At 69.1% G+C, this 22,244-nt stretch carries 19 protein-coding genes; 12 read left to right on the top strand and 7 right to left on the bottom strand.

What is annotated here, in order from left to right:
- The coding region (locus I9P22_RS10570; RefSeq protein WP_199259441.1) for a pore-forming ESAT-6 family protein at positions 1–379 on the top strand (379 nt) is incomplete at its 5' end.
- Between the two features lie 121 nt (positions 380–500).
- Here the strand turns inward: I9P22_RS10570 and I9P22_RS10565 are convergent.
- Entirely contained in the window at positions 501–842 is a 342-nt protein-coding gene (locus tag I9P22_RS10565; RefSeq protein ID WP_199259440.1) for an MmcQ/YjbR family DNA-binding protein, read from the bottom strand.
- 155 nt (positions 843–997) lie between these two features.
- Here I9P22_RS10565 and cysS point away from each other — a divergent pair, with 155 nt between their 5' ends.
- The 3 genes from cysS to I9P22_RS10550 are packed head-to-tail and all read left to right on the top strand — an operon-like array spanning position 998 to position 4,787.
- Positions 998–2,386, top strand: a complete 1,389-nt coding sequence (cysS, locus tag I9P22_RS10560; protein ID WP_199259439.1) for a cysteine--tRNA ligase — start codon at positions 998–1,000, stop codon at positions 2,384–2,386.
- Between the two features lie 32 nt (positions 2,387–2,418).
- Positions 2,419–4,041, top strand: coding sequence for a citramalate synthase (gene cimA / locus I9P22_RS10555; protein WP_199259438.1), 1,623 nt, complete (start codon positions 2,419–2,421; stop codon positions 4,039–4,041).
- Positions 4,038–4,787: a squalene/phytoene synthase family protein gene (locus I9P22_RS10550; RefSeq protein ID WP_233253319.1), complete on the top strand. Its 750-nt coding sequence runs from the start codon at positions 4,038–4,040 to the stop codon at positions 4,785–4,787. The genes cimA and I9P22_RS10550 overlap by 4 nt, the downstream gene beginning before the upstream one ends.
- A 68-nt stretch (positions 4,788–4,855) precedes the next feature.
- On the opposite strand, the gene eno is transcribed toward I9P22_RS10550, so the two are convergent.
- The 4 genes from eno to I9P22_RS10530 form a co-directional block, all read right to left on the bottom strand.
- On the bottom strand, positions 4,856–6,133 hold the full coding sequence (gene eno / locus I9P22_RS10545; protein ID WP_199259437.1) for a phosphopyruvate hydratase: 1,278 nt from the start codon (positions 6,131–6,133) through the stop codon (positions 4,856–4,858).
- A 65-nt stretch (positions 6,134–6,198) separates the two neighbouring features.
- Entirely contained in the window at positions 6,199–6,981 is a 783-nt protein-coding gene (locus I9P22_RS10540) for an endonuclease/exonuclease/phosphatase family protein (RefSeq protein WP_199259436.1), read from the bottom strand.
- Between the two features lie 18 nt (positions 6,982–6,999).
- Positions 7,000–8,415 carry a protein adenylyltransferase SelO gene (locus tag I9P22_RS10535; RefSeq protein ID WP_199259435.1) on the bottom strand — a complete coding sequence of 472 codons (1,416 nt, stop codon included), beginning with the start codon at positions 8,413–8,415 and terminating at the stop codon, positions 7,000–7,002.
- A 62-nt stretch (positions 8,416–8,477) separates the two neighbouring features.
- Complete coding sequence (locus I9P22_RS10530) at positions 8,478–8,816, bottom strand: DMT family transporter (RefSeq protein ID WP_199259434.1); 339 nt, start codon at positions 8,814–8,816, stop codon at positions 8,478–8,480.
- A 143-nt stretch (positions 8,817–8,959) separates the two neighbouring features.
- On the opposite strand from I9P22_RS10530, the gene obgE reads away from it, so the two are divergent.
- Positions 8,960–9,991 carry a GTPase ObgE gene (gene obgE, locus I9P22_RS10525; RefSeq protein ID WP_199259433.1) on the top strand — a complete coding sequence of 344 codons (1,032 nt, stop codon included), beginning with the start codon at positions 8,960–8,962 and terminating at the stop codon, positions 9,989–9,991.
- Positions 9,979–11,091, top strand: coding sequence for a glutamate 5-kinase (gene proB / locus I9P22_RS10520; protein WP_199259432.1), 1,113 nt, complete (start codon positions 9,979–9,981; stop codon positions 11,089–11,091). The genes obgE and proB overlap by 13 nt, the downstream gene beginning before the upstream one ends.
- 153 nt (positions 11,092–11,244) lie before the next feature.
- Here proB and I9P22_RS10515 read toward each other — a convergent pair whose 3' ends face one another.
- On the bottom strand, positions 11,245–12,150 hold the full coding sequence (locus I9P22_RS10515) for a 1-acyl-sn-glycerol-3-phosphate acyltransferase (RefSeq protein WP_199259444.1): 906 nt from the start codon (positions 12,148–12,150) through the stop codon (positions 11,245–11,247).
- A 53-nt stretch (positions 12,151–12,203) separates the two neighbouring features.
- The gene (gene pepN / locus I9P22_RS10510; protein WP_199259431.1) at positions 12,204–14,747 is read right to left on the bottom strand and encodes an aminopeptidase N; all 2,544 of its coding nucleotides are present in this window, start codon (positions 14,745–14,747) and stop codon (positions 12,204–12,206) included.
- Positions 14,748–14,899: 152 nt separating this feature from the next.
- Between pepN and I9P22_RS10505 the strand changes: the two genes are divergently transcribed.
- The 6 genes from I9P22_RS10505 (at position 14,900) to I9P22_RS10480 (ending at position 22,185) form a co-directional block, all read left to right on the top strand.
- Complete coding sequence (locus tag I9P22_RS10505) at positions 14,900–15,613, top strand: hypothetical protein (RefSeq protein ID WP_199259430.1); 714 nt, start codon at positions 14,900–14,902, stop codon at positions 15,611–15,613.
- Positions 15,614–15,782: 169 nt separating this feature from the next.
- Positions 15,783–17,933 (top strand): malate synthase G, encoded by a 2,151-nt coding sequence (locus I9P22_RS10500; protein ID WP_199259429.1) that lies wholly within the window; start codon positions 15,783–15,785, stop codon positions 17,931–17,933.
- A complete protein-coding gene (locus I9P22_RS10495) occupies positions 17,930–18,298 on the top strand; it encodes a methyltransferase family protein (RefSeq protein WP_332909018.1) in 369 nt (122 codons plus the stop codon). Before I9P22_RS10500 ends, I9P22_RS10495 begins: the two co-directional genes overlap by 4 nt.
- Before the next feature lie 83 nt (positions 18,299–18,381).
- Positions 18,382–19,062: a D-lyxose/D-mannose family sugar isomerase gene (locus tag I9P22_RS10490; protein ID WP_199259428.1), complete on the top strand. Its 681-nt coding sequence runs from the start codon at positions 18,382–18,384 to the stop codon at positions 19,060–19,062.
- Positions 19,063–19,157: 95 nt separating this feature from the next.
- A complete protein-coding gene (locus I9P22_RS10485) occupies positions 19,158–20,732 on the top strand; it encodes a Re/Si-specific NAD(P)(+) transhydrogenase subunit alpha (protein WP_199259427.1) in 1,575 nt (524 codons plus the stop codon).
- 13 nt (positions 20,733–20,745) lie between these two features.
- Positions 20,746–22,185, top strand: a complete 1,440-nt coding sequence (locus tag I9P22_RS10480; protein ID WP_199259426.1) for an NAD(P)(+) transhydrogenase (Re/Si-specific) subunit beta — start codon at positions 20,746–20,748, stop codon at positions 22,183–22,185.
- Positions 22,186–22,244 lie beyond the last annotated feature (59 nt).

Below are 22,244 nucleotides of genomic sequence, written 5' to 3'. Positions count from 1 at the left end.
GGCGCCGGCCGAGGGTGCGCCCGCGGCCACTGCCCAGGCCCCGGCCGCCGCGCCCGCTGCTGCCCCGGCCGCCCAGGACAGCGGCGCCGCCTATGAAAGCGCGCGCAACCAGCTGGGTGTCCTGAGCTATTGCCAGGAAAAGGGCTATATCGACGGCAAGGCGGTCGAGACCCAGACCAAGCTTCTGGCGATGATCCCGGCCGGCGACACCGCCAAGGGCGATGCGGCCGAGGCGAAGGGCAAGGAGGGCACGGTTTCCGCCATGGGCGTCGAGCGCACCCTGGCCGATGCCGCGAAAGAGAAGGGCACCAGCGAGGACGCGCTCTGCAAGCAGATGGACGCGCTGCTGCAGCAGCTCGCCTCGCAGGTCCCGGCCTGAGCCGGGGCTGAAGGGAACGGCAGGGACCCGGTCGCTCGGTCCCCTGCCGCCGGCCGGTCCTTCGGGGCCGGCCATTTTCGTTACCTGACCATCGCCAGCCGGGTTTCGCCCCCGCCCGTTCTCACAGCGCCGGCAGCGTCGCCTGGACCTTCTTCGGCAGGTTGCCGCGCACCAGGCGATAGGAATGGCGGATGCGATGCGCCAGCTCGTCCGGGGCCGAATCGAGCGGCAGCGCCACCCAGCTGCGATGCAGATAGGCGGCGCGCTCGGCCACGCCGGTCTCGATCAGGAACTCGGCCATCTCGGCGCTGTCGGTCTTGACCGAAACATGCGTGCCCGCCGTGCCGGTCACCGCGAATGTCTTGCCGCCGATCTTCCAGCAATCATGGCCGCCGCCCCAGGGATCCGACCACTCGGCCCCGGGCTGCGCGGCGCAGATCTCGTTGACCAGTTCGCGGCTCATGAAGCAAGTGTCGCAGCCTCTCTTGGCATAGGCAAGGCAATGCGTTAAGGCGGGCGCATGAAGGCAGGAACCGCCACCATCCGCTGCATCATTACCGGCTGAAAATTCAGGCGGGCGGTTCACGGTGACCAGTTGACGCCCGCAAAGGGGAAGTCATGGTCGAGATCAGGCTGACGAATACCAGGACGCGGCGGAAAGAGCTTTTCCGGCCCATCGACCCGCGGAATCTGCGGCTCTATCTCTGCGGGCCGACGGTCTATGACCGCGCGCATCTGGGCAATGCCCGGCCGGTGGTGGTGATCGACGTGCTGGTGCGGCTGCTGCGCCATGTCTACGGCGCGGATCACGTCACCTATGTGCGCAACTTCACCGATGTGGACGACAAGATCAACGCCGCCGCCCTGGCCCGCAAGGAGGCGGGCGCCCCCGGCACGCTCGAGGACCTGATCCGCGAGCGCACGCATGAGACCATCGGCTGGTATCATGCCGACATGGACGCGCTGGGGGCGCTGCGCCCCGATCACGAGCCGCGCGCCACCGACTATATCGGCGAGATGATCGGCATGATCGAGACCTTGATCGCCGGCGGCCATGCCTATGCGCGTGACGGCCATGTGCTGTTCCGGGTGCGGAGTTATGCCGATTACGGCAAGCTCTCGGGCCGCTCGGTCGACGACATGATCGCCGGGGCGCGGGTCGAGGTCGCGCCCTTCAAGGAAGATCCGATGGATTTCGTGCTGTGGAAGCCTTCGGATGCCGAGCTGCCCGGCTGGGACAGCCCCTGGGGCCGCGGCCGCCCGGGCTGGCATATCGAATGTTCGGCGATGTCCTACGAATTGCTGGGCGAGAGCTTCGACATCCATGCCGGCGGCATCGACCTGCAATTCCCCCATCACGAGAACGAGATCGCGCAAAGCTGCTGCGCGCATCCGCACGGGGATTTCGCCCGCGTCTGGCTGCATAACGAGATGCTGCAGGTCGAGGGCAAGAAGATGTCCAAGAGCCTGGGCAATTTCTTCACCGTCCGCGATTTGCTCGATCAGGGCATCCCGGGCGAGGTGATCCGCTTCGTGCTGCTGTCCACGCATTACCGCAAGCCCATGGACTGGACCGCCGAGAAGGCGCGCGAGGCGGAAGCCGTGCTGCGCAAGTGGCGCGGCCTTGTCGCGGGCACCCGTCCCGCGCCAAGCCCGGCCCCCGCCGTCCTGGCCGCGCTTGCCGACGACCTGAACACCGCGGGGGCGATCGCGGCCCTGCACGAGATGGCGGGGCAGGGCGATGCGCCCGGGCTGCTGGCCGGCGCGCGGATGCTGGGGCTGCTGACCGAGGAACTGGGCGGCTGGATCGCCGCAGGCCCCGACCTGTCGCCCTGGGCCGAGCGCATGACGGCGTTGCGGGCCGAGGCCAGGGCCAGCAAGGATTTCTCGGCCGTGGATACGCTCAAGCAGCGCCTGCTTGCCGCCGGGGTCGAGGTCAGGATGGGCCCGGCCGGGGTCGAACTGCTGCCCGGCCCGGATTTCGACGCCGCGAAACTGCCCGAATAACCGAATATCAGCCAGCTGAAGGGGCCGCCCCGATGACGCGCCAGCGCCTTTACCTTTACGATACCACGCTGCGCGACGGGCAGCAGACCCAGGGCGTGCAGTTCTCGGCCGCCGAGAAGGCCGAGATCGCGCAGATGCTGGACCGGCTGGGCGTGGACTATATCGAGGGCGGCTGGCCGGGCGCCAATCCCACCGACAGCGATTTCTTCGCCCAGGCGCCGGCGACGCGGGCCACCATGACCGCCTTTGGCATGACCAAGCGCGCGGGCCGCTCGGCCGAGAACGACGAGGTGCTGGCGGCAGTGGCGAATGCCGGCACCCGCGCCGTCTGCCTGGTTGGCAAGACCCATCCCTTCCATGTCCGCGAGGCGCTGGGGATCTCGCTGGCGGAGAACTTCGACAATATCCGCGCCTCGGTCGCGCATCTGGTCGCCTTGGGGCGCGAGGCGCTGTTCGATGCCGAGCATTTCTTCGACGGCCATGCCGAAGACCCGGATTATGCGCTGGCCTGCCTGCATGCGGCGCTGGAAGCGGGGGCGCGCTGGATCGTGCTGTGCGACACCAATGGCGGCACCCTGCCCGAGCGGGTGGGGCAGGTGACCCGGGCGGTGATCGCCGGCGGCATCCCGGGCGAGCGGCTGGGCATCCATTGCCACGACGACACCGGCAATGCCGTGGCCTGCACGCTGGCCGCTGTCGATGCCGGCGCGCGCCAGATCCAGGGCACGCTGAACGGCCTGGGCGAGCGCTGCGGCAATGCCAGCCTGACCAGCCTGATCCCGACCTTGCTGTTGAAGGAGCCCTATCGCTCGGCGCTGGAAACCAGGATTTCGGCCGAGGGGCTGGCCGGGCTGACGCGCATCTCGCGCCGGCTGGACGAGATCCTGAACCGCGCGCCCAGCCGCGCCGCGCCCTATGTCGGCAGCTCGGCATTCGCCCACAAGGCCGGGCTGCATGCCAGTGCCATCCTGAAGAATCCCGCGACCTACGAGCATGTCGATCCGGCCACCGTGGGCAACGAGCGCATCATCCCGATGTCCAACCAGGCCGGGCAGTCGAACCTGCGCGCCCGTCTGGCCGAGGCGGGGATCGAGGTCGGCCGCGACGATCCGGCGCTGGCGCGCATCCTCGATCTGGTCAAGGCGCGCGAGGATGACGGCTATGCCTATGACGGCGCTCAGGCCAGTTTCGAGCTGCTGGCCCTGGCCGAACTGGGCCGGATGCAGCACTACTTCTCGGTCGAGCGCTACCGCGTCACCGTCGAGCGGCGCCGGAACGCGCTGGGGAAACGCATCTCGGTGTCCGAGGCGGTGGTGGTGGTGCAGATCGGCGGCGAGCGGATGCTCTCGGTCAGCGAAAGCATGGACGAGCAGGGGCAGGATCGCGGCCCGGTCAACGCGCTGTGGCGGGCGCTGGCCAAGGATCTGGGCCCCTATCAGGCCGCCATCGACGACATGCATCTGGTGGATTTCCGCGTCCGCATCACCGGCGAAGGGGTCGAGGCGACGACGCGGGTCATCATCGACAGCGCCGACGGCCATGGCAATCGCTGGTCCACCGTCGGCGTGTCGCCCAATATCGTCGATGCCAGTTTCGAGGCGCTGGTCGATGCGATCCGCTGGAAGCTGATCCGCGACAGGGTGGCGCCGGCATGAGCCTTGACGACTGCGCCCAGGCATTGCGCGACCACGATCCCGACCGGTTCGGCATCTGCCTGCTGGTGCCGGCCGAGGCACGGCCGAAGCTCATGTCGCTTTATGCGCTGAACCTGGAACTGGCGCGGGCGCCGCTGGCCTCGGCCGAGCCGCTGATCGCCGAGATGCGGCTGCAATGGTGGATCGAGCGGCTGGAGGAGATCGGCGCCGGCAAGCCGCAAGCGCATGAATTGCTGACGCCGCTGGCCGAGGCCTGGGGGCCGCGCGCCGCCGCCTTCGCCGTGCTGGCCGAAGGCCGCCGCCGGGATGCGGCGCGCGAGCCGCTGGACGGGCCGGATGCCGTCGCCGGTTATGTGCGGGGGACGGCGGTGCCGCTGGCGCAATTCGCGGCCGAGGCCCTGGGCTGGGCCGCTGTAATCCGGAGGCGGCGGGCGTCATCGCCGCGCAGGCCGAGGGCGTCGGGCTGGCGCATTGGCTGGCGGCGCTGCCGGCCCTGCAGGGGCTGGGATTGGGGCTTTGGGACGCTTCGCCCCAGGTGCTTGCCGGGATCGCGGACAAGGCCAGGGCGAGGCTGGCCGAGGCCAGGGCGCAGCGTCGCCATGTGCCGCGCCGGCTGGCGCCGGTGCTGTTTGCCGGCGCAGGTGTGCGGACCGTGTTGCAGACGGCGCCGCGGGGGATCGAGGCGCTGGCCGGGGCCGGGCCTTCGGAATTCCGCCGCCGGCTTGCGCTTGGCGCCTTCGCGCTGACGCATCGCTGGTGGGTATGAAAAGGGCGACCGCGCGGGGCCGCCCTTCTGCGTTCCGATGCCGTCGGCTCAGCCGCGCAGGATGGATTTTCCGGCATATTCGGCGGTGGCGCCCAGCATTTCCTCGATGCGGATCAGCTGGTTGTATTTCGCCAGCCGGTCCGAGCGGGCGAGGCTGCCGGTCTTGATCTGGCCGCAATTCGTCGCCACGGCCAGGTCGGCGATGGTGGCGTCCTCGGTCTCGCCCGAGCGGTGCGACATCACCGAGGTATAGCGCGCGCGATCCGCCATCCGCACCGCGTCCAGCGTCTCGGTCAGCGTGCCGATCTGGTTCACCTTGACCAAGAGCGAGTTGCCGCAGCCCTTGGCGATGCCCTCGGCCAGCCGGGCCGGGTTGGTGACGAAGAGGTCGTCGCCGACCAGCTGCACGCGGCCGCCGAGGGTGTCGGTCAGCAGCTTCCAGCCCTCCCAGTCGTCCTCGGCGCAGCCGTCCTCGATCGACAGGATCGGGTAGTCGGCGCAGAGCGCTTCCAGGTAGGCGACGTTCTCGGCCGGGCTCAGCGACTTGCCCTCGCCGGCCATCTCGTATTTGCCGCCCTTGAAATACTCGGTCGAGGCGCAGTCCAGCGCCAGTATGATGTCGTCGCCGGGCTGGTAGCCGGCCTTCTCGATGGCCTTGAGGATGAAGTCCAGCGCATCGCGGGTGCTGCTGAGGTTCGGCGCGAAACCGCCCTCGTCGCCGACGCCGGTGGCGAGGCCCGCGGCCGAAAGCTCCTTCTTCAGCGTGTGGAACACTTCCGAGCCCATGCGCACGGCCTCGCGGATGTTTTCCGCCGCCACCGGCATGATCATGAATTCCTGGATGTCGATCGGGTTGTCGGCATGTTCGCCGCCGTTGATGATGTTCATCATCGGCACCGGCAGCACGCGGGCGCCCGCGCCGCCGACATAGCGGTAAAGCGGCTGCGAGCAGGCCTCGGCCGCGGCCTTGGCCACCGCCAGCGACACGCCCAGGATGGCGTTAGCGCCCAACCGGCCCTTGTTGGGGGTGCCGTCCAGTTCGATCATCATGCGGTCGATGGCGACCTGCTCGGTCGCATCCTCGCCGATCAGGTTCTCGGCGATCTCGCCGTTGACGGCGGCGACGGCTTCCAGCACGCCCTTGCCCAGGTAGCGGGCCTTGTCGCCGTCGCGTTTCTCGACCGCCTCATGCGCGCCGGTCGAGGCGCCCGAGGGCACCGCGGCGCGGCCCATGGTGCCGTCTTCCAGCGTCACGTCGACCTCGACCGTCGGGTTGCCCCGGCTGTCCAGGATCTCGCGCGCGAAAATGTCGATGATGGCCGTCATGTCTGCGTCCCTCTTCCTGACGAGTTTGGTCGCTGTCTAGCCGACGGGGGCGGGGCGGGAAAGCGTCATTCTGCCCCGGCCACCCCGTCCTGGCCGGGAATGCGCGAGGTGATGCGCGCCGGGTGATAGCCGCAGGGCACTTCCTCATGCGCATTGACCGCCAGGTCGGCCCAGACCGGCAGGTGGTCCGAGGCCGCCCGCGCGGTTTCGTTGTCGAGGACGCCGCAATCCAGCACCTCGATGCTGCGCGAGACGGCGAAGCGGTCATAGCGCAGGCGCGGGAAGGGTGCGGGCCAGCTGGGGCCGGGGGTGACGACGCGCAGCGCCTCCAGTGCCTCGAGCCCGCGCGAATCGTGCCATTCGTTGAAATCGCCGGTCAGCGCCAGCCGGTCATGGCCGATGCGTCGGGCCTGGGCGATGATGCGCGCCAGCTGCGCGCGGCGCGACGAGCGGATCAGCCCCAGATGCACCGCCACCACCGTCAGCCCGGGCAGGCGCAGGACCAGGGCGCCCCTGGGCTCGATCCCCGGCAGCGGCAGGCGGCGGATCTCGGCCTTGTCGCGCAGGTCCGGCCGCAACAGGATGGTCTGGCCGTGCCAGCCCAGCGAATTCTCGCCGGTGCCGACGAACGGGGCGGGGACCATGCCGGTGGTCTTTTCGATCAGCTTGCGGGGCAGCGCCTCGGGCCGGGCGCCGAAGCGGAAATCCACCTCTTGCAGGGCGATCACGTCGGCGCCCAGTTCGGCGATGACGGCAAGGTTGCGTTCGGGCGCATGCGGGCCGGTCAGGCCCCGGCACTTGTGCAGGTTATAGCTGGCCAGTCTCAGACGGTCGGGGCTTTTCGACATGGGGCCTTTCGCTGCTGCTCAGGTGCCGCAGAAGGTGCGGCGGACGATCTCCTCGGGCGCGGGGGCAAGCGCGTAGGGCTCCCATTCCGGCCGGTCTTCGAAAGGCGCGCGCAGCGCCGTGTCCAGCGCGTGGAAAGGCGCGTAATCGCCCTCGCGGCCGGCGGCGATGGCGGCCTCGATGCGGTGGTTGCGCGGGATGCGGCGCGGATTGGCGCGCGCCATGACCGTTGCGGCGTCCGGCAGGTCGCGGATGCGCGCCTGCCAGCCCTCGGCCCAGGCGTCGAACTGCTCGGGCGCCTTGAATTCCTCGCGCGCGCGGCCATCCGGGAGGCCGGCGAAGCTGCGGGTGAAATCCGCCTCCTCGGCCGCCATCAGCGTGAGCAGCCGCTCGATCAGCGCGCGATCCTCGGGGCGCGGCGCGGCGATGCCCAGCTTGGCGGCGAAGCGTTTCAGCCATTCGGCCTGATAGAGGTCCGGGAAGCTGTGGACGATGCGCGTTGCCTCGGCCACCGCCGCGTCGTCATTGCCCATCAGCGGCACCAGGCAGCTGGCGAATTGCGCCAGGTTCCAGACGGCGATGTTCGGCTGCTCGTTCCAGGCATAGCGGCCATGGGCGTCGATCGAGCTGAACACCTTGTCGGGCCGGTAGCCGTCCATGAAGGCGCAGGGGCCGTAGTCGATGGTCTCGCCCGAGATCGACATGTTGTCGGTATTCATCACCCCGTGGATGAAACCCAGCGCCATCCAGCCGGCGATGGTCGCGGCCTGGCGTTCGACCACGCGCTGCAGCAGATCGGCGGGGCCCGAGGCATCGGGATAGTGCCGGGCGATGACGTGATCGGCCAGGAGTTGCAGCCGCTCGCGGTCGCCGCGCGCGGCATAGAATTCGAAGGTGCCGACGCGGATGTGGCTGGCGGCGACGCGGGTCAGCACCGCGCCGGGCAGCAAGGTTTCACGGATCACCGTCTCGCCGGTGGTCACCGCGGCCAGCGCCCGGGTGGTTGGTATGCCGAAGGCCGCCATGAACTCGCTGACCAGGTATTCGCGCAGCACCGGGCCCAGCCAGGCCCGCCCGTCGCCGCGGCGCGAAAACGGCGTCGGCCCTGCGCCCTTCAGCTGGATGTCGAAGCGGGCGCCGTCCGGGGCCACCACCTCGCCCAGCAGAACCGCGCGGCCGTCGCCCAGCTGTGGCACGAAGCCGCCGAACTGATGGCCGGCATAGGCCTGGGCGATGGGCTCGGCCCCCTCGGGCAGGGTATTGCCGGCCAGCATCGCCACGCCTTCGGGGCTTGCCAGCCAGTCGGCATCCAAGCCGAGACGCTCGGCCAGCGGCCGGTTCAGCGCCACCAGTTTCGGGTCGCGCACCGGCGTCGGGCGGGTGCGGGTGAAGAAGCCTTCCGGCAGCCGGGCGTAGCTGTTGTCGAAGCGGATCATCGCGGCCCTCCATTCCGACATTATCTAACCGCGATTGCCGGAATGTTAAGGGCGGATCGGGCTCAATGCGTCACGCTGCCCGAGAACAGGTTCACGATGACGACACCCGCGACGATCATGCCCAGCCCGAGCACCGCGGCGAAATCCAGCCTCTGGCCGAAGACGAAAAGCCCGATCAGCGACACCAGAACGATGCCCAGTCCGCTCCAGATCGCATAGGCGATGCCCAGCGGCATGGCCCTGAGCGCCAGCGACAGGAAATAGAACGAGGCCGCGTAGCACAGCCCCATCAGCAGCGTGGGCACCAGCCGGGTGAACTGTTCGCTGCGTTGCAGGAAGGTGGTGCCGACAACCTCCAGGGTGATGGCGGTGAAAAGCGTGGCATAGGTCAGGACCGGCATGGCGTCTCCACAGGTTCGTCGCCGGCCCATCTAGCCAGAGGCACGAGGGAAAGTCACGCCGTCCCGGCAGCGCGCCCTTGAACCGAATGGCCCAAGCGCGTATCCCACCCTCTGCCCCATTTCCGCCGCAAGGATGCCGCCCCGTGAAATTTCTCGATCTCGCCAAGGTCTATGTCCGCTCGGGCGGCGGGGGCGCCGGCTGCGTGTCCTTCCGCCGCGAGAAATTCATCGAATATGGCGGGCCGGATGGCGGCGACGGCGGCCGCGGCGGCGATGTCTGGGCCGAGGCGGTGGATGGGCTGAACACGCTGATCGACTTCCGCTTCCAGCAGCATTTCTTCGCCAGGTCCGGCGGCCATGGCATGGGCGCGCAGCGCACCGGCGCCTCGGGCGACGATATCGTGCTGCGCGTGCCGGTCGGCACCGAGATCCTCGAGGAAGACCAGGAAACCGTGATCGCCGACCTGACCGAACCCGGGCAGCGGGTGCTGCTGGCCAAGGGCGGCAATGGCGGTTTCGGCAACCTGCACTTCAAGAGCTCGACCAATCGCGCGCCGCGCCACGCCAATCCCGGCCAGCCGGGGGTCGAGCGCACGCTGTGGCTGCGGCTGAAGCTGATCGCCGATGCCGGGCTGGTGGGGCTGCCGAATGCCGGGAAATCCACCTTCCTGTCGGCTGTGTCGAATGCCCGGCCCAAGATCGCCGACTATCCCTTCACCACGCTGCACCCGAACCTGGGGGTGGTCGGCATCGACGGGCACGAGTTCGTCATGGCCGACATTCCGGGCCTGATCGAGGGGGCAAGCGAGGGCAGGGGCCTCGGCGATCAGTTCCTGGGCCATGTCGAGCGTTCGCGCGTGCTTCTGCATCTGGTCGACGGCACCGCCGAGGACGTGGCGCAGGACGCCCGCACCATCCTGACCGAGCTTGAAGCCTATTCCCCGGCGCTGGCGGAAAAGCCGCGGGTGACGGCGCTGAACAAGATCGACGCGCTCGACCCCGAGACGCTGGCCGAGCGCAAGGCGGCGCTCGAGGCCGAGATCGGCGGCCCGGTCCTGCTGATGTCCGGCGTCTCGCGCGAAGGCGTGACCGAGGTCCTGCGCGCGCTCTGGTCGCGGATCGCCCCCTCGCGCAAGCCGGCCGAGGATCGGGAAGACAAGCCGTGGCAGCCGTGACGCCGGAACTCGGCCGCGCGCAGCGGCTGGTGGTCAAGATCGGCTCGGCGCTTCTGGTGGACGGCGCAGGGCTGCGCGCCGAATGGCTGCGCGGGCTTTGCGACGACGTGGCGCAGGCGCGGGCGCGGGGCACGGATGTGGTGCTGGTCTCCTCGGGCGCCATCGCGCTGGGGCGGCAGGTGCTGGGCCTGCCGGCCGGCCCCTTGAGGGTCGAGCAGTCGCAGGCGGCGGCGGCAGTGGGCCAGATCAAGCTGGCCCGCGCCTATGAGGAGGCGCTGGCCCCGCATGGCGTCAAGACAGCGCAGCTGCTGGTCACGCTGGACGACACCACCGACCGGCGCCGCTACCTGAACAGCCGCGCCACCATGCAGACGCTCCTGGGCCTCGGCGTGGTGCCGATCGTGAACGAGAACGACACGGTGGCGACCGACGAGATCCGCTTCGGCGACAACGACCGGCTGGCGGCGCAGATCGCGGTGACCTGCGGCGCCGACCAGCTCTTGCTGCTTTCGGACGTGGACGGGCTCTATACGGCCAATCCCAAGACCGACCCGACCGCCCGCCACCTGCCCGTCGTCGAGCAGATCACGCCTCAGATCGAGGCCATGGGCGGCGACCCGGTCTCGGGCCTCAGCAAGGGCGGCATGAAGACCAAGCTCATGGCAGCGCGCACGGCGGTGGCGGGCGGCTGCGCCATGGCCATCGCCGAGGGCTCGGTCCTGAACCCGCTCTCGGCCGTCGCGAAGGGCGCGCGCGTGACCTGGTTCCTGCCCGATACCGACCCGCAGGCGGCGCGCAAGCGCTGGATCGCGGCGATGAAGCCCAAGGGCGAGATCACCGTCGATGCCGGCGCGGCGCGGGCGCTGGGGCAGGGCAAGTCGCTGCTGCCGGCCGGGGTTACCGCCATCTCGGGCCGCTTCGGCCGTGGCGACCCGGTGCTGGTGCAGGACGGCAGCGGCGCGCGGCTGGCCTGCGGCCTCGTGCGCTATTCCTCGACCGAGGCGCGCGCCATCGCCGGCCATCGCAGCGACGAGATCGAGGCCATCCTGGGCTATCCCGGCCGCGCCGCGCTGGTCCATCGCGACGACATGGTGGTGTGACGACTTGCGGCGGCGGGCCCGGCGTCGCGCTCGCAGGAGTATTTGAAGAACGAAGAAGCCGGGTGCCGTTCCCTGATGTCGGGTGCAGCATCCGGCTTCTTCGTTCCAGAAATACCCATCTGCAACGCCGATGGCGGGGCCAAAGCCCGCCCCTCACTCGATCGGGCGCGGCTTGGCGAGCGCGTGGCGGCGCTGGAACAGGCCGCGGATCTGCGACATGCGCGCGGCGTTGCGGCCCGGCGCCGGCAGGGCCAGGACCGCGTCGCGCAGTTGCGCGATGCCGTCCTCGCTGCGGCCGGGCAGGGTTCCGGGCTGGATCGGCGCGCCGATGGTGACGCGGAAGGGCTGGCCCGCCTTGTTCAGCACCTCGTTGAACAGCGTCACGTCGCGCAGCGTCGGATGGATCGCGTCGAGCAGGTAGAACAGCGCCGAGTTCCGGGCGCGGATGTGCAGCGGGATGATCGGCGCGTCGAACTTCTTCGCGATCATCGCCGCGCTGGCCATCCAGGGCCGCTCGTGCAGGCTCAGGCCCCGGCGCTTGGCCAGCCGGCCCGAGGGGAAGATCAGCCCAATCCGCCCGCGCCCCAGCGCCTCGCGCGTGTAATCCATGGTGGCGCGGGTCTTGGCATGGCTGCGTTTTTCGACGCGCCATTCCACCGGGGCGATCAGGCTGTCGAATTGCGGCAGGATGCGCAGGATGTCGTGATTGGCATAGACGAACAGGTCGTCGCGCACCGCCGCGATCACCGCGTTCAGCACGATGCCGTCGGCGATGCCGGTCGGGTGGTTCGAGACGATCAGCGCCGGGCCGGTGGCCGGGATATGTTCCAGCCCCTCGACCTGCAGGTCGCGCAGGATCAGCGTCGCCAGGCGGCGCATGATCTCGTCCGTGGGCAGGTCGCGGTATTCGGCCGCCAGCTCCAGCGTGCGCGGATAGCGCAACAGCCACATCAGCGCCTGCCGCGCCAGCGCGTGGTGCCGTCGGCCGGAAAAAAGCCACGGCGCCCGCTCGGCAATCAGCGGATCGAGACGGCGTTTCATGTCCTCGCGGGCATCCATGCGGCCAGTATTGCCGCGCCCGCCGGATGCCCGCAAGAGTGGTTCGGCCATGCTCAGGCGTCACCGGCAAGGATGCGCGTAACCATCTCGGAGCTGTTGCGCGACAGGCCTTCCATGGCGGCCAGCCGGCCGAGCGCCGCGCGGGCATGGGCCTGGCGGCCGGCATCGTAGCGCCCCCAGGTCTCGAAGGCCGAGCACATGCGCGCCGTGGTCTGCGGGTTCACCGGGTCGAGCCGCATCAGCCAGTCCACGGTGAAGGCATAGCCCGAGCCGTCGGCGGCGTGGAAGGCGGCGTGGTTGGCGGTCAGCCCGCCGATCAGGGCGCGGAAGCGGTTGGGATTCTTCCAGTCGAAATCCGGCCGGGCGGCCAGGTCGCGGGCCCGGGCCACGGCGCGGTCGGGCGCGGCGCGCAGCGGCTGGACCATGAACCACTTGTCCATGACCAGGCGGTTGCCGGAAAACTCCCGGGCAAAACTGGCCAGCGCCGCCTCGTCCCGGCCGGCGGCGATCAGGCATTCCAGCGCCCCCTGCCGCTCGGTCATGTTCGAGGCAGTGGCGAAAAGCGCCTCGGCCCGGGTGCCGCCATCAAGGCGCGACAGCAGGCCCAGGCAGGCCAGGCGCAGGCTGCGGCGCGCCGCGCCCTTGGCGTCGGGTCGATAGGGGCCGGCCTCGGCCATCGCCTCGTAGAGCCGCGCCAGCGCCGGCTCATGCACCCGGGCGATGTCGCGGGCCAGCGCCTCGCGCCCGGCATGGATGGCATCGGGGTCGGGAACGGTGCCGCGGGCGGCGATGGTGGTGGCGATCTCTTCCTCGCCCGGCAGCGTCAGGCAGAGCGCGGCGAAGGCCGGGTCGGCCTCGGCATCGCCGAGCAGCCCGCCGATGGCGCGGCCGAACTCGGTGCTGCCATCCGTCCCGGCGGCCCGCGCGATCAGCGCGTCCAGCGCCAGGTCGTGGCCGGCCTGCCAGCGCGCATAAGGGTCGGTGTCATGCGCCAGCAGCAGCGCCTGTTCGTCGGCGGTGATCTCGCGCGAGACCGTCACCGGCGCCGAGAAGCCGCGCAGCAGCGAGACCACCGGCCGCGCGCCGAGCCCGTCGAAGCGGAAGCTTTGCTCGCTCTCGGTCATCTCCAGAACCGTGGTCGGCAGCACCTCGTCGCCATTGGGGCCGATCAGGCCGAGCGCGATGGGGATCACCCGCGGCGGCTTTTCCGGCTGGCCGGGGGTGGGCACGGTCTCCTGCCGGAAATTCAGCGTGAGAGTGCCGTCGCGCCAATCCTCGGCAAGCGTCAGTCGGGGCGTGCCGGCATCGGTATACCAGCGCTTGAACCGGGTCAGGTCGCGGCCGGTGGCATCCTCGAAGACCTTGATCCAGTCCTCGATGGTGCAGGCCTGGCCGTCGTGGCGGTCGAAATACAGGTCGAGCGCCCGGCGATAGCCCTGATCGCCCACCAGCCGCTTGAGCATGCCGATGACTTCGGCGCCCTTCTCATAGACCGTGGCGGTGTAGAAATTGTTGATCTCCTGGTAATGGTCGGGGCGCGGCGGATGTGCCAAGGGCCCGGCATCCTCGCGGAACTGGCGCGCGCGCAGGACCTGCACATCCTGGATGCGCTTGACCGCGGCCGAGCGCATGTCGCTGGTAAATTGCTGGTCGCGGAAGACCGTCAGCCCCTCTTTCAGGCACAGCTGGAACCAGTCGCGGCAGGTGATGCGGTTGCCGGTCCAGTTGTGGAAATATTCATGGCCGATCACGCCCTCGATGCGCTCGTAGTCGCCATCGGTCGCGGTCTCGGCGCTGGCCAGCACCAGCTTGGAGTTGAAGATGTTCAGCCCCTTGTTCTCCATCGCGCCCATGTTGAAATCGTCCACGGCGACGATGTTGAACACGTCGAGATCGTATTCGCGGCCGTAAGCCTCTTCGTCCCATTTCATCGAGCGGATCAGCGATTCCATCGCATAGCCGGCGCGGTCCTGGTCGCCGGGCCGGACCCAGACGTTCAGCGCCACCTTGCGGCCCGACATGGTGGTGAAGCTGTCCGGGACCGCTACCAGCGCGCCCGCGACCAGCGCGAACAGATAGGCGGGCTTCGGCCAGGGATCGTGCCAGACCGCCCGGCCCGGCGCCTGCGAGACCGGGTTGCCGTTCGACAAGAGCACCGGCTGGTCCGAGCGGATGGTGACGCGGAAGGGCGCCATCACGTCCGGCCGGTCGGGATACCAGGTGATGTGGCGGAAACCCTCGGCCTCGCATTGCGTGCAGAACATGCCGCCCGACAGGTAAAGCCCTTCCAGCGCGGTATTGGCCTCGGGGTCGATCTCGACCTCGGCCGCGAAGGTGAAGGCGTCGGGCAACTCGGCGGCGGGGATCACCAGCCGCTCGGTCCCGGCCCGGGCCGGATCCAGCGGGCGGCCGTCGATCGCCAGCGACAGCGTTTTCAACCCGGCGCCGTCCAGCACCAGGTCGCCCGCGCCCTTGCGGCGGAAGTCGATCTGCGAGCGCACCCGCGTGGCGCGCGGCGCCAGGTCGAATTCCAGCCGGGTCTCGGCGATCTCGAAGGGATAGGGGCGCCAGTCGGCGAGATAATGCGTGACGGTCATGCGGCACCTTCCGGGCGGTGAAAAAATCGGCAGCACATGGGAACTTGTGCGAAACCCAAGTGTTAGACGCAGGATAGCCGGGTCGCAAGCCGGGGCCTCGCCCCCTAGCCGCCCAGCCGCAAGCACGAAGCAGAAGAGCGAGGACCTCATCAATGGCCAATTACGACCCGAACGATCCGAAACGGACGGAAAGCACCGATCCCGAGCGCCCGGCCGCCGCGCCCGAGACCTATGTCGAGCCGGTCGAGCGCCGCGCCTCGCCGCTGCCGCTGATCATCGGCATCCTGCTGGCGCTGGCGATCGCCTATTTCGTGCTGCAGTATTTCATGGGCAACAACGAGGTGGGCACCACCGGCGAGGATGCTGCCGTGACCACCACCGAGCCGGCCGACAGTGCGCCCGCCGCGACCGGAACTGCGACCGAGCCCGCCGCCACCGCCGAAACGGCCACAGATACGGCCACGGACACGGCCGCCCAGGCGGCTGACGAGGCGGCCGATGATGCCGCGGCTGCCGGGGAAGCGGCGGATGACGCTGCTGCCGCGGCCGGCAATGCCGCCGATGCGGCGGGCGAGGCTGCCCAGGATGCCGCGACCGCCGCCGAGAATGCCGCCGAGAGCGCCGGCGCCGCCATGGGCGAGGCGACCGAGGATGCCGCGAATGCTGCCGGCGAGGCTGCGCAAAGCGCCGCCGATGCCGCCAGCGAAGCGGGTGCCGCCGCGCAGGATGCGGCCGAAAGCGCCGCAGAAGCCGCCGGCGAGGCGATGCAGGACGCCGGCGAGGCCATCGACGACGCCATCACCGTCGAAGAGCCGACCACGCCGCCGGCCGGAACCTCCACGACCACGCCGCCCGCCAGCAACTGAGCCGCGGGCGCAGGATCCTGCCGCCGCCCGGTCTCCGGGCGGCGGATTTTCAATTTTTTCGGAAGGCTGAATTTCGAAATCCTTGAGGGTAGTGCCGGTTGAAACAGGGCGGAGTTTGGCATACCACGGTGCACCAAACCAGCCGGACAAGGAAGCAAGGGGAAGTGCGATGGGTCGCGTGGAAAAGGCAGGATTGCGGGTGGACGAGACGCTTGCCGCCTTCATCAACGAGCGTGCGCTGCCCGGCAGCGGTGTCGAGCCGCGGCGTTTCTGGGAAGGGCTCTCGACCCTGATCCACGAGTTCGGCCCGCGCAACCGGGCCTTGCTGGCCCGGCGCGACGAGCTGCAATCGGCCATCGACGCCTGGCATATCGCGCAGCGCGGCAAGCCGCAGGATGCCGGCGCATACCGCGATTTCCTGGCCGAGATCGGCTATCTGGTCCCCGAGGGCGAGGATTTCCAGATAGAGACACCCGAGACCGACCCGGAATTCTCCAGCATCGCCGGGCCGCAGCTGGTGGTGCCGATCACCAATGCCCGCTATGCGCTGAACGCCGCCAATGCCCGCTGGGGCAGCCTTTACGATGCGCTTTATGGCACCGACGCCCTGGGCGACCTGCCGCAGGGCAAGGGCTACGACGCCGGGCGCGGCGCCCGGGTGATCGCCTGGGGCCGGGATTTCCTCGACACCGCCGCGCCGCTGGCCGAGGGCTCCTGGGCCGACATCGAGGCGCTGTCGGTCAAGGACGGCGCCCTGGTCCCGGCGCTGCGCGATGCCGGCCGCTTCGCCGGCCATCGCGGCGCGGCCGGCAACCCGACCGACATCTTCCTGAAGAACAACGGCCTGCTGATCCGCATTGTGATTGATCCGTCCAAGCCGGTGGGCGCGCAGGACCGGGCCGGCATCTCGGACATCGTGATCGAATCGGCGCTGTCGGCGATTATGGATTGCGAGGATTCCGTCGCCTGCGTCGATGGCGAGGACAAGGCGCTGGCCTATGCCAACTGGCTGGGCCTGATGGACGGCACCCTGGCCGAGGAGGTCGAGAAGGGCGGCAAGACTTTTACCCGCCGCCTGAACCCGGACGTGAGTTTCACCGCGCCCGACGGCTCGGAAGTCACCGCCAAGGGCCGGGCGCTGATGCTGGTCAGGAATGTCGGCCACCTGATGACCACCCCCGCCGTGCTGGACCGCGAGGGGAACGAGGTCTACGAGGGCCTGCTGGACGCCATGGTCACCGCGCTTTGCGCCAAGCGCGACCTGGACCGCGAGGCGGGGCCACGGAACTCGGTCACCCGCTCGATCTATGTGGTCAAGCCCAAGATGCACGGGCCCGAGGAGGTCGCCTTCGCCTGCGAGATCTTCGATTTCGTCGAGGAGGTGCTGGATCTGCCCCGCCATACCGTCAAGCTGGGCATCATGGACGAGGAGCGCCGCACCTCGGCCAATCTCAAGGAATGCATCCGCGCCGCGAAGCATCGCGTCGCCTTCATCAATACCGGCTTCCTGGACCGCACCGGCGACGAGATCCACACCTCGATGGAGGCGGGCGCCATGCTGGCCAAGGGCGAGATGAAGTCGCAGCCCTGGATCTCGGCCTATGAGGATCGCAACGTCGATATCGGCCTGGCCTGCGGGCTGGCCGGCAAGGCGCAGATCGGCAAGGGCATGTGGGCGATCCCCGACAAGATGGCCGAGATGCTGGAGCAGAAGATCGCCCATCCCATGGCCGGCGCCAACACCGCCTGGGTGCCCAGCCCCACCGCGGCGACCCTGCATGCGACGCATTACCACAGGGTCGACGTCTTCGGCCGCCAGGCCCAGATCGCCGCGCTGCGCCGGCCTTCGCGGCTGGACGAGCTGCTGACCATCCCGCTGGCCGGCGGCCACAACTATGGCGAGACCGAGATCGCCCGCGAGCTGGAGAACAATTGCCAGGGCATCCTGGGCTATGTGGTGCGCTGGATCGACCAGGGCGTCGGCTGCTCGAAGGTGCCGGACATCAACGACGTGGGGCTGATGGAGGATCGCGCGACGCTGCGCATCTCGGCCCAGTCGCTGGCGAACTGGCTGCATCACGGCATCGTCACCGACCGGCAGGTCATGGACGCCTTCCGCAAGATGGCCGTGGTGGTGGACCGCCAGAATGCCGGCGACCCGGCATACCGGCCGATGGCGCCGGGCTATGACGGCGTGGCCTTCCAGGCCGCCTGCGACCTGGTCTTCCTGGGTCGGGTGCAGCCCTCGGGCTATACCGAGCCGGTGCTGCATGCCCGCCGCCTGCAGGCCAAGGCCGAACAGGCGCAGCAGGCCGCGTGACCCGGCTGGCCGCCCTGCCGCAGGCCTGGCTGGTGCTTTTCGCATTGGCGGGGCTGGGGCTGGGCTGGCTGCTGCCGCTGGACCTGCCGCCGTTGCTGCGCGGCGCGGGTCTGCTTCTGGTCGCGGCGGGGCTGGGGCTGATGCTCTGGGCGGCGCTGACCATGCGCCGCGCCCGCACCACCGTCATGCCCGGCCGCCGCCCCGAGGCCCTAGTCGAGGCCGGACCGTTTCGTTTTTCCCGCAATCCGATCTGTCTGGGCGACCTGATTCTGCTGGCCGGGCTGATGCCGCGCGTCCGCCCCGCTGGGGCTGGCGCTGACGCCGCCCCTTGCACGGCTGCTGCAAGACCGCTTCATCCGACGTGAAGGGGCGGTGATCGCCGCGGCTTTCGGTTTCGCCTGTGACCGTTATAGGCTGCGGGTCAGGCGCTGGATCTAGGGAGGGCATCATGGAACGCTCGCGCATCAACCGCATCATGGCCGAGGCGGCCGAGCTGATCGGCAAGGCAGGCTTCCACCTGCCGCCCTTCGCGCATTGGAGCCCGGCGGAGTTCCGCGCCCGCGCCACCCCGGCCATCCGCGACGGAAGGCTGGGCTGGGACATCACCGATTACGGCCAGGGCGATTTCGACCGGTTGGGCCTGTTCCTGTTCACGCTGCGCAATGGCCGGCTGGCCGACCTGCAGGCCGGGCGCGGCATGGTCTATGCCGAGAAGCTGCTGATTTCGCAGGAAAACCAGATCAGCCCTATGCATACCCATGCCATCAAGACCGAGGATATCATCAACCGCTGGGGCGCAACGCTGGCGATCCGGCTTTGCGGCTCGGACGTCCAGGGGCGCATGGACCGGAACGCGCCCTGCCGGGTCGATTGCGATGGCATCGCCCGCGAAGTGCCGCCGGGCGGCGTGCTGCGGCTGGCGCCGGGCGAATCCGTGACCCTGCGGCCCGGCGACTGGCACGAATTCTGGGCCGAGGGCGGGCCGGTGCTGATCGGCGAGGTCTCGACGGTGAACGACGACCTGACCGACAATGTCTTCGCCGCGCCCATCGGCCGCTTCGCCCATGTCGTCGAGGACGCGCCGCCGCTGCACCTGCTGGTCAGCGACTACGATTCTGACGTCGCGTAACATTTCCGGATCGCACCTACCGTCACGCCCTTGTGAAAGATTATTGCGCTCTGCTATGGGGGACGGTGGAAGTCGCTAACAGGGGAGATGGCCTGGTGAAGATCGGCGCTTTGAAGGAGAGTTTTGAGGGCGAGGCGCGGGTTGCGGTGACGCCGTCCTCTGCGGCCCATCTGCAGAAGCTGGGCCATGAGGTTTACGTCGAGGCGGGCGCGGGGGTGCGGGCCGGCTTTTCGGATGCCGCCTACCAGGCCGCGGGTGTCACCGTCGCGGCCAATGCCGCGGCGCTGATCGGCGCGGTGGACGTGGTGGTCAAGGTCCGTCCGCCGAGCGAGGGCGAACTGCGGCAGATGCGGCGCGGCCAGGTGCTGATCTCGCATTTCTGGCCGGCGCAGAACCCGGAGCTGCTGGAGCTGGCGCGCGAGCAGGGCGTCACCGCCATCGCCATGGACATGGTGCCGCGGATCTCGCGGGCGCAGAAGATGGATGCGCTGTCCTCGATGGCCAATATCGCCGGCTACCGGGCGGTGATCGAGGCGGCGAACAATTTCGGGCGCTTCTTCACCGGCCAGGTGACCGCCGCGGGCAAGGTGCCGCCGGCCAAGGTGCTGGTGGTGGGTGCCGGCGTCGCGGGGCTTGCGGCCATCGGCGCCGCGGTCAGCCTGGGCGCGCAAGTCTACGCCTTCGACGTGCGCCCCGAGGTGGCCGAGCAGATCGAATCCATGGGCGCCGAATTCGTCTACCTGGACTTCCAGGACCAGGTGCAGGACGGGGCCGCCACCGGCGGCTATGCCGCGCCCTCCTCGCCCGAGTTCCGCGAAAAGCAGCTCGAGAAGTTCCGCGAGCTTGCGCCCGAGATGGACATCGTCATCACCACGGCGCTGATCCCCGGCCGCGACGCGCCGAAGCTCTGGACCGCCGACATGGTCGCGGCGATGAAGACCGGCTCGGTCATCGTCGATCTGGCGGCCGAGCGCGGCGGCAATTGCGACCTGACCGTGCCGGACGAGCGCATCGTCACCGAAAACGGCGTGGTGATCATCGGCTATACCGACTTCCCCTCGAGGATGGGTGCGCAAGCCTCTGAACTTTATGGCAACAACATCCGCCACATGCTCTCGGACCTGACGCCGGGCAAGGACGGGGTCATCGTCCAGAACATGGAGGATGACGTGATCCGCGGCGCCACCGTCACCCATGACGGCGACGTGACCTGGCCGCCGCCGCCGCCCAAGGTCGCGGCCATCGCCGCCGCGAAGCCCAAGGAAAAGCCGAAGGAGCTGACCCCCGAGGAACGGCGCGAAAAGGAGATCGCCGCCTTCCGCGCCCAGACCCGCAGCCAGGTGACGCTGCTCGGTGCGGGCGCGGTGCTGATGCTGCTGGTGGGCCTGTTTGCCCCCGCAAGCTTCCTGTCGCATTTCATCGTCTTCGTGCTGGCGGTCTTCGTCGGCTTCCAGGTGATCTGGAACGTCAGCCATTCGCTGCACACGCCCTTGATGGCGATCACCAACGCCATCTCCTCGATCATCATCGTCGGCGCGCTTCTGCAGATCGGCTCGGGCGGCTGGCTGGTGGTGCTGCTCGCGGCGCTGTCGGTTCTGATGGCGGGCGTCAACATCTTCGGCGGCTTCCTGGTCACGCGCCGGATGCTCGCCATGTTCCAGAAGTCGTAAGGGGAGAGGGCGCATGGAATACGGATTCACCACCGCCGCCTATGTGGTCGCGGCCGTGCTGTTCATCCTGTCCCTGGGCGGGCTCTCGGGCCAGGAAAGCGCCAAGCGCGCGGTCTGGTACGGCATCGCCGCCATGGCGCTGGCGGTGGTCGCGACGCTGATCGGGCCGGGCTACGGCAATTGGGGGCTGACGCTCGTCATGCTGGCCATCGGCGGCGCCGTGGGCTGGGTCGTGGCCAAGCGGGTGCAGATGACCGAGATGCCGCAGCTGGTCGCGGCCATGCACAGCCTCGTCGGCCTGGCCGCGGTGCTGATCGGCTTCAACGCCCAGTTCGAGCTGGGCCGGGTGCTGCGCGCCCGCGCCGCCGATGCGGCGGCCGAGTTCCACGGCTTCGCCGCGGTGCTGGCGCACAAGACCCCGGCCGAGATCGCCATGCTCAAGGTCGAGGTGGCGCTGGGGATCTTCATCGGCGCGGTGACCTTCACCGGCTCGATCGTGGCCTTCGGCAAGCTGGCGGGCAAGATCGACGGCAAGCCCAGGAAGCTGCCGGGCGGGCATATGCTGAACGCGGGCGCCGCGGCGCTGTCGCTTCTGTCGGTGATCCTTTACTGCACCGCGGGCGCGCCGGTGCTGTGGCTGGTGCTGATCACGCTGCTGGCCTTCTTCATCGGCTATCACCTGATCATGGGCATCGGCGGCGCCGACATGCCGGTGGTGGTGTCGATGCTGAACAGCTATTCCGGCTGGGCGGCGGCGGCGATCGGCTTCACGCTGGGCAACGACCTGCTGATCGTGGTCGGCGCGCTGGTCGGCTCCTCGGGTGCGATCCTGAGCTACATCATGTGCAAGGCGATGAACCGCAACTTCGTCAGCGTGATCCTGGGTGGCTTCGGCGGCGAGGCGGGCCCGGCGATGGAGATCGAGGGCGAGCAGGTGGCCATCGACGCCGACGGCGTGGCGGCGGCCTTGAACGATGCCGACGAGATCATCATCGTGCCGGGCTATGGCATGGCGGTGGCGCAGGCGCAGCAATCGGTCAGCGAGCTGACCCGCAAGCTGCGCGCCAAGGGCAAGACCGTGCGCTTCGCCATCCACCCGGTGGCGGGCCGTCTGCCGGGGCACATGAACGTGCTGCTGGCCGAAGCCAAGGTGCCTTATGACATCGTTCTGGAGATGGACGAGATCAACGAGGATTTCCCGAATACCGACGTGGTGATCGTGATCGGCTCGAACGACATCGTGAACCCGGCGGCGCAGGAGGACCCGAACAGCCCCATCGCCGGCATGCCGGTGCTGGAGGTCTGGAAGGCGAAACAGGTCTTCGTCAGCAAGCGCGGCCAGGGCACCGGCTATTCCGGCATCGAGAACCCGCTGTTCTACAAGGAAAACACCCGCATGTTCTATGGCGACGCCAAGAAATCCCTCGACCAGCTGCTGCCCATGGTCGAGTGAGCAGCGGATGGGACCAGAGGACGAAAGCGGGCCGCAAGGCCCGCTTTTTCTTTGGCGGA

Source organism: Paracoccus binzhouensis (genome assembly GCF_016446475.1).
Lineage (GTDB): Bacteria > Pseudomonadota > Alphaproteobacteria > Rhodobacterales > Rhodobacteraceae > Paracoccus > Paracoccus binzhouensis.
The sequence above is the reverse complement of the archived record's forward strand: the minus strand, read 5'-3'. Positions and strand labels throughout refer to the sequence as shown.

What these genes read in the sequence shown, in the direction of transcription:
- eno (WP_199259437.1), bottom strand. Translation starts at nt 6,133, where the DNA reads ATGACGGCCATCATCGACATTTTCGCGCGCGAGATCCTGGACAGCCGG.
- I9P22_RS10530 (WP_199259434.1), bottom strand. Translation starts at nt 8,816, where the DNA reads ATGCCGGTCCTGACCTATGCCACGCTTTTCACCGCCATCACCCTGGAG.
- I9P22_RS10490 (WP_199259428.1), top strand. Translation starts at nt 18,382, where the DNA reads ATGGAACGCTCGCGCATCAACCGCATCATGGCCGAGGCGGCCGAGCTG.
- I9P22_RS10535 (WP_199259435.1), bottom strand. Translation starts at nt 8,415, where the DNA reads ATGATCCGCTTCGACAACAGCTACGCCCGGCTGCCGGAAGGCTTCTTC.
- I9P22_RS10540 (WP_199259436.1), bottom strand. Translation starts at nt 6,981, where the DNA reads ATGTCGAAAAGCCCCGACCGTCTGAGACTGGCCAGCTATAACCTGCAC.
- I9P22_RS10480 (WP_199259426.1), top strand. Translation starts at nt 20,746, where the DNA reads ATGGAATACGGATTCACCACCGCCGCCTATGTGGTCGCGGCCGTGCTG.
- pepN (WP_199259431.1), bottom strand. Translation starts at nt 14,747, where the DNA reads ATGACCGTCACGCATTATCTCGCCGACTGGCGCCCCTATCCCTTCGAG.
- I9P22_RS10565 (WP_199259440.1), bottom strand. Translation starts at nt 842, where the DNA reads ATGAGCCGCGAACTGGTCAACGAGATCTGCGCCGCGCAGCCCGGGGCC.
- cysS (WP_199259439.1), top strand. Translation starts at nt 998, where the DNA reads ATGGTCGAGATCAGGCTGACGAATACCAGGACGCGGCGGAAAGAGCTT.
- I9P22_RS10500 (WP_199259429.1), top strand. Translation starts at nt 15,783, where the DNA reads ATGGGTCGCGTGGAAAAGGCAGGATTGCGGGTGGACGAGACGCTTGCC.
- I9P22_RS10550 (WP_233253319.1), top strand. Translation starts at nt 4,038, where the DNA reads ATGAGCCTTGACGACTGCGCCCAGGCATTGCGCGACCACGATCCCGAC.
- cimA (WP_199259438.1), top strand. Translation starts at nt 2,419, where the DNA reads ATGACGCGCCAGCGCCTTTACCTTTACGATACCACGCTGCGCGACGGG.
- I9P22_RS10505 (WP_199259430.1), top strand. Translation starts at nt 14,900, where the DNA reads ATGGCCAATTACGACCCGAACGATCCGAAACGGACGGAAAGCACCGAT.
- I9P22_RS10515 (WP_199259444.1), bottom strand. Translation starts at nt 12,150, where the DNA reads ATGGATGCCCGCGAGGACATGAAACGCCGTCTCGATCCGCTGATTGCC.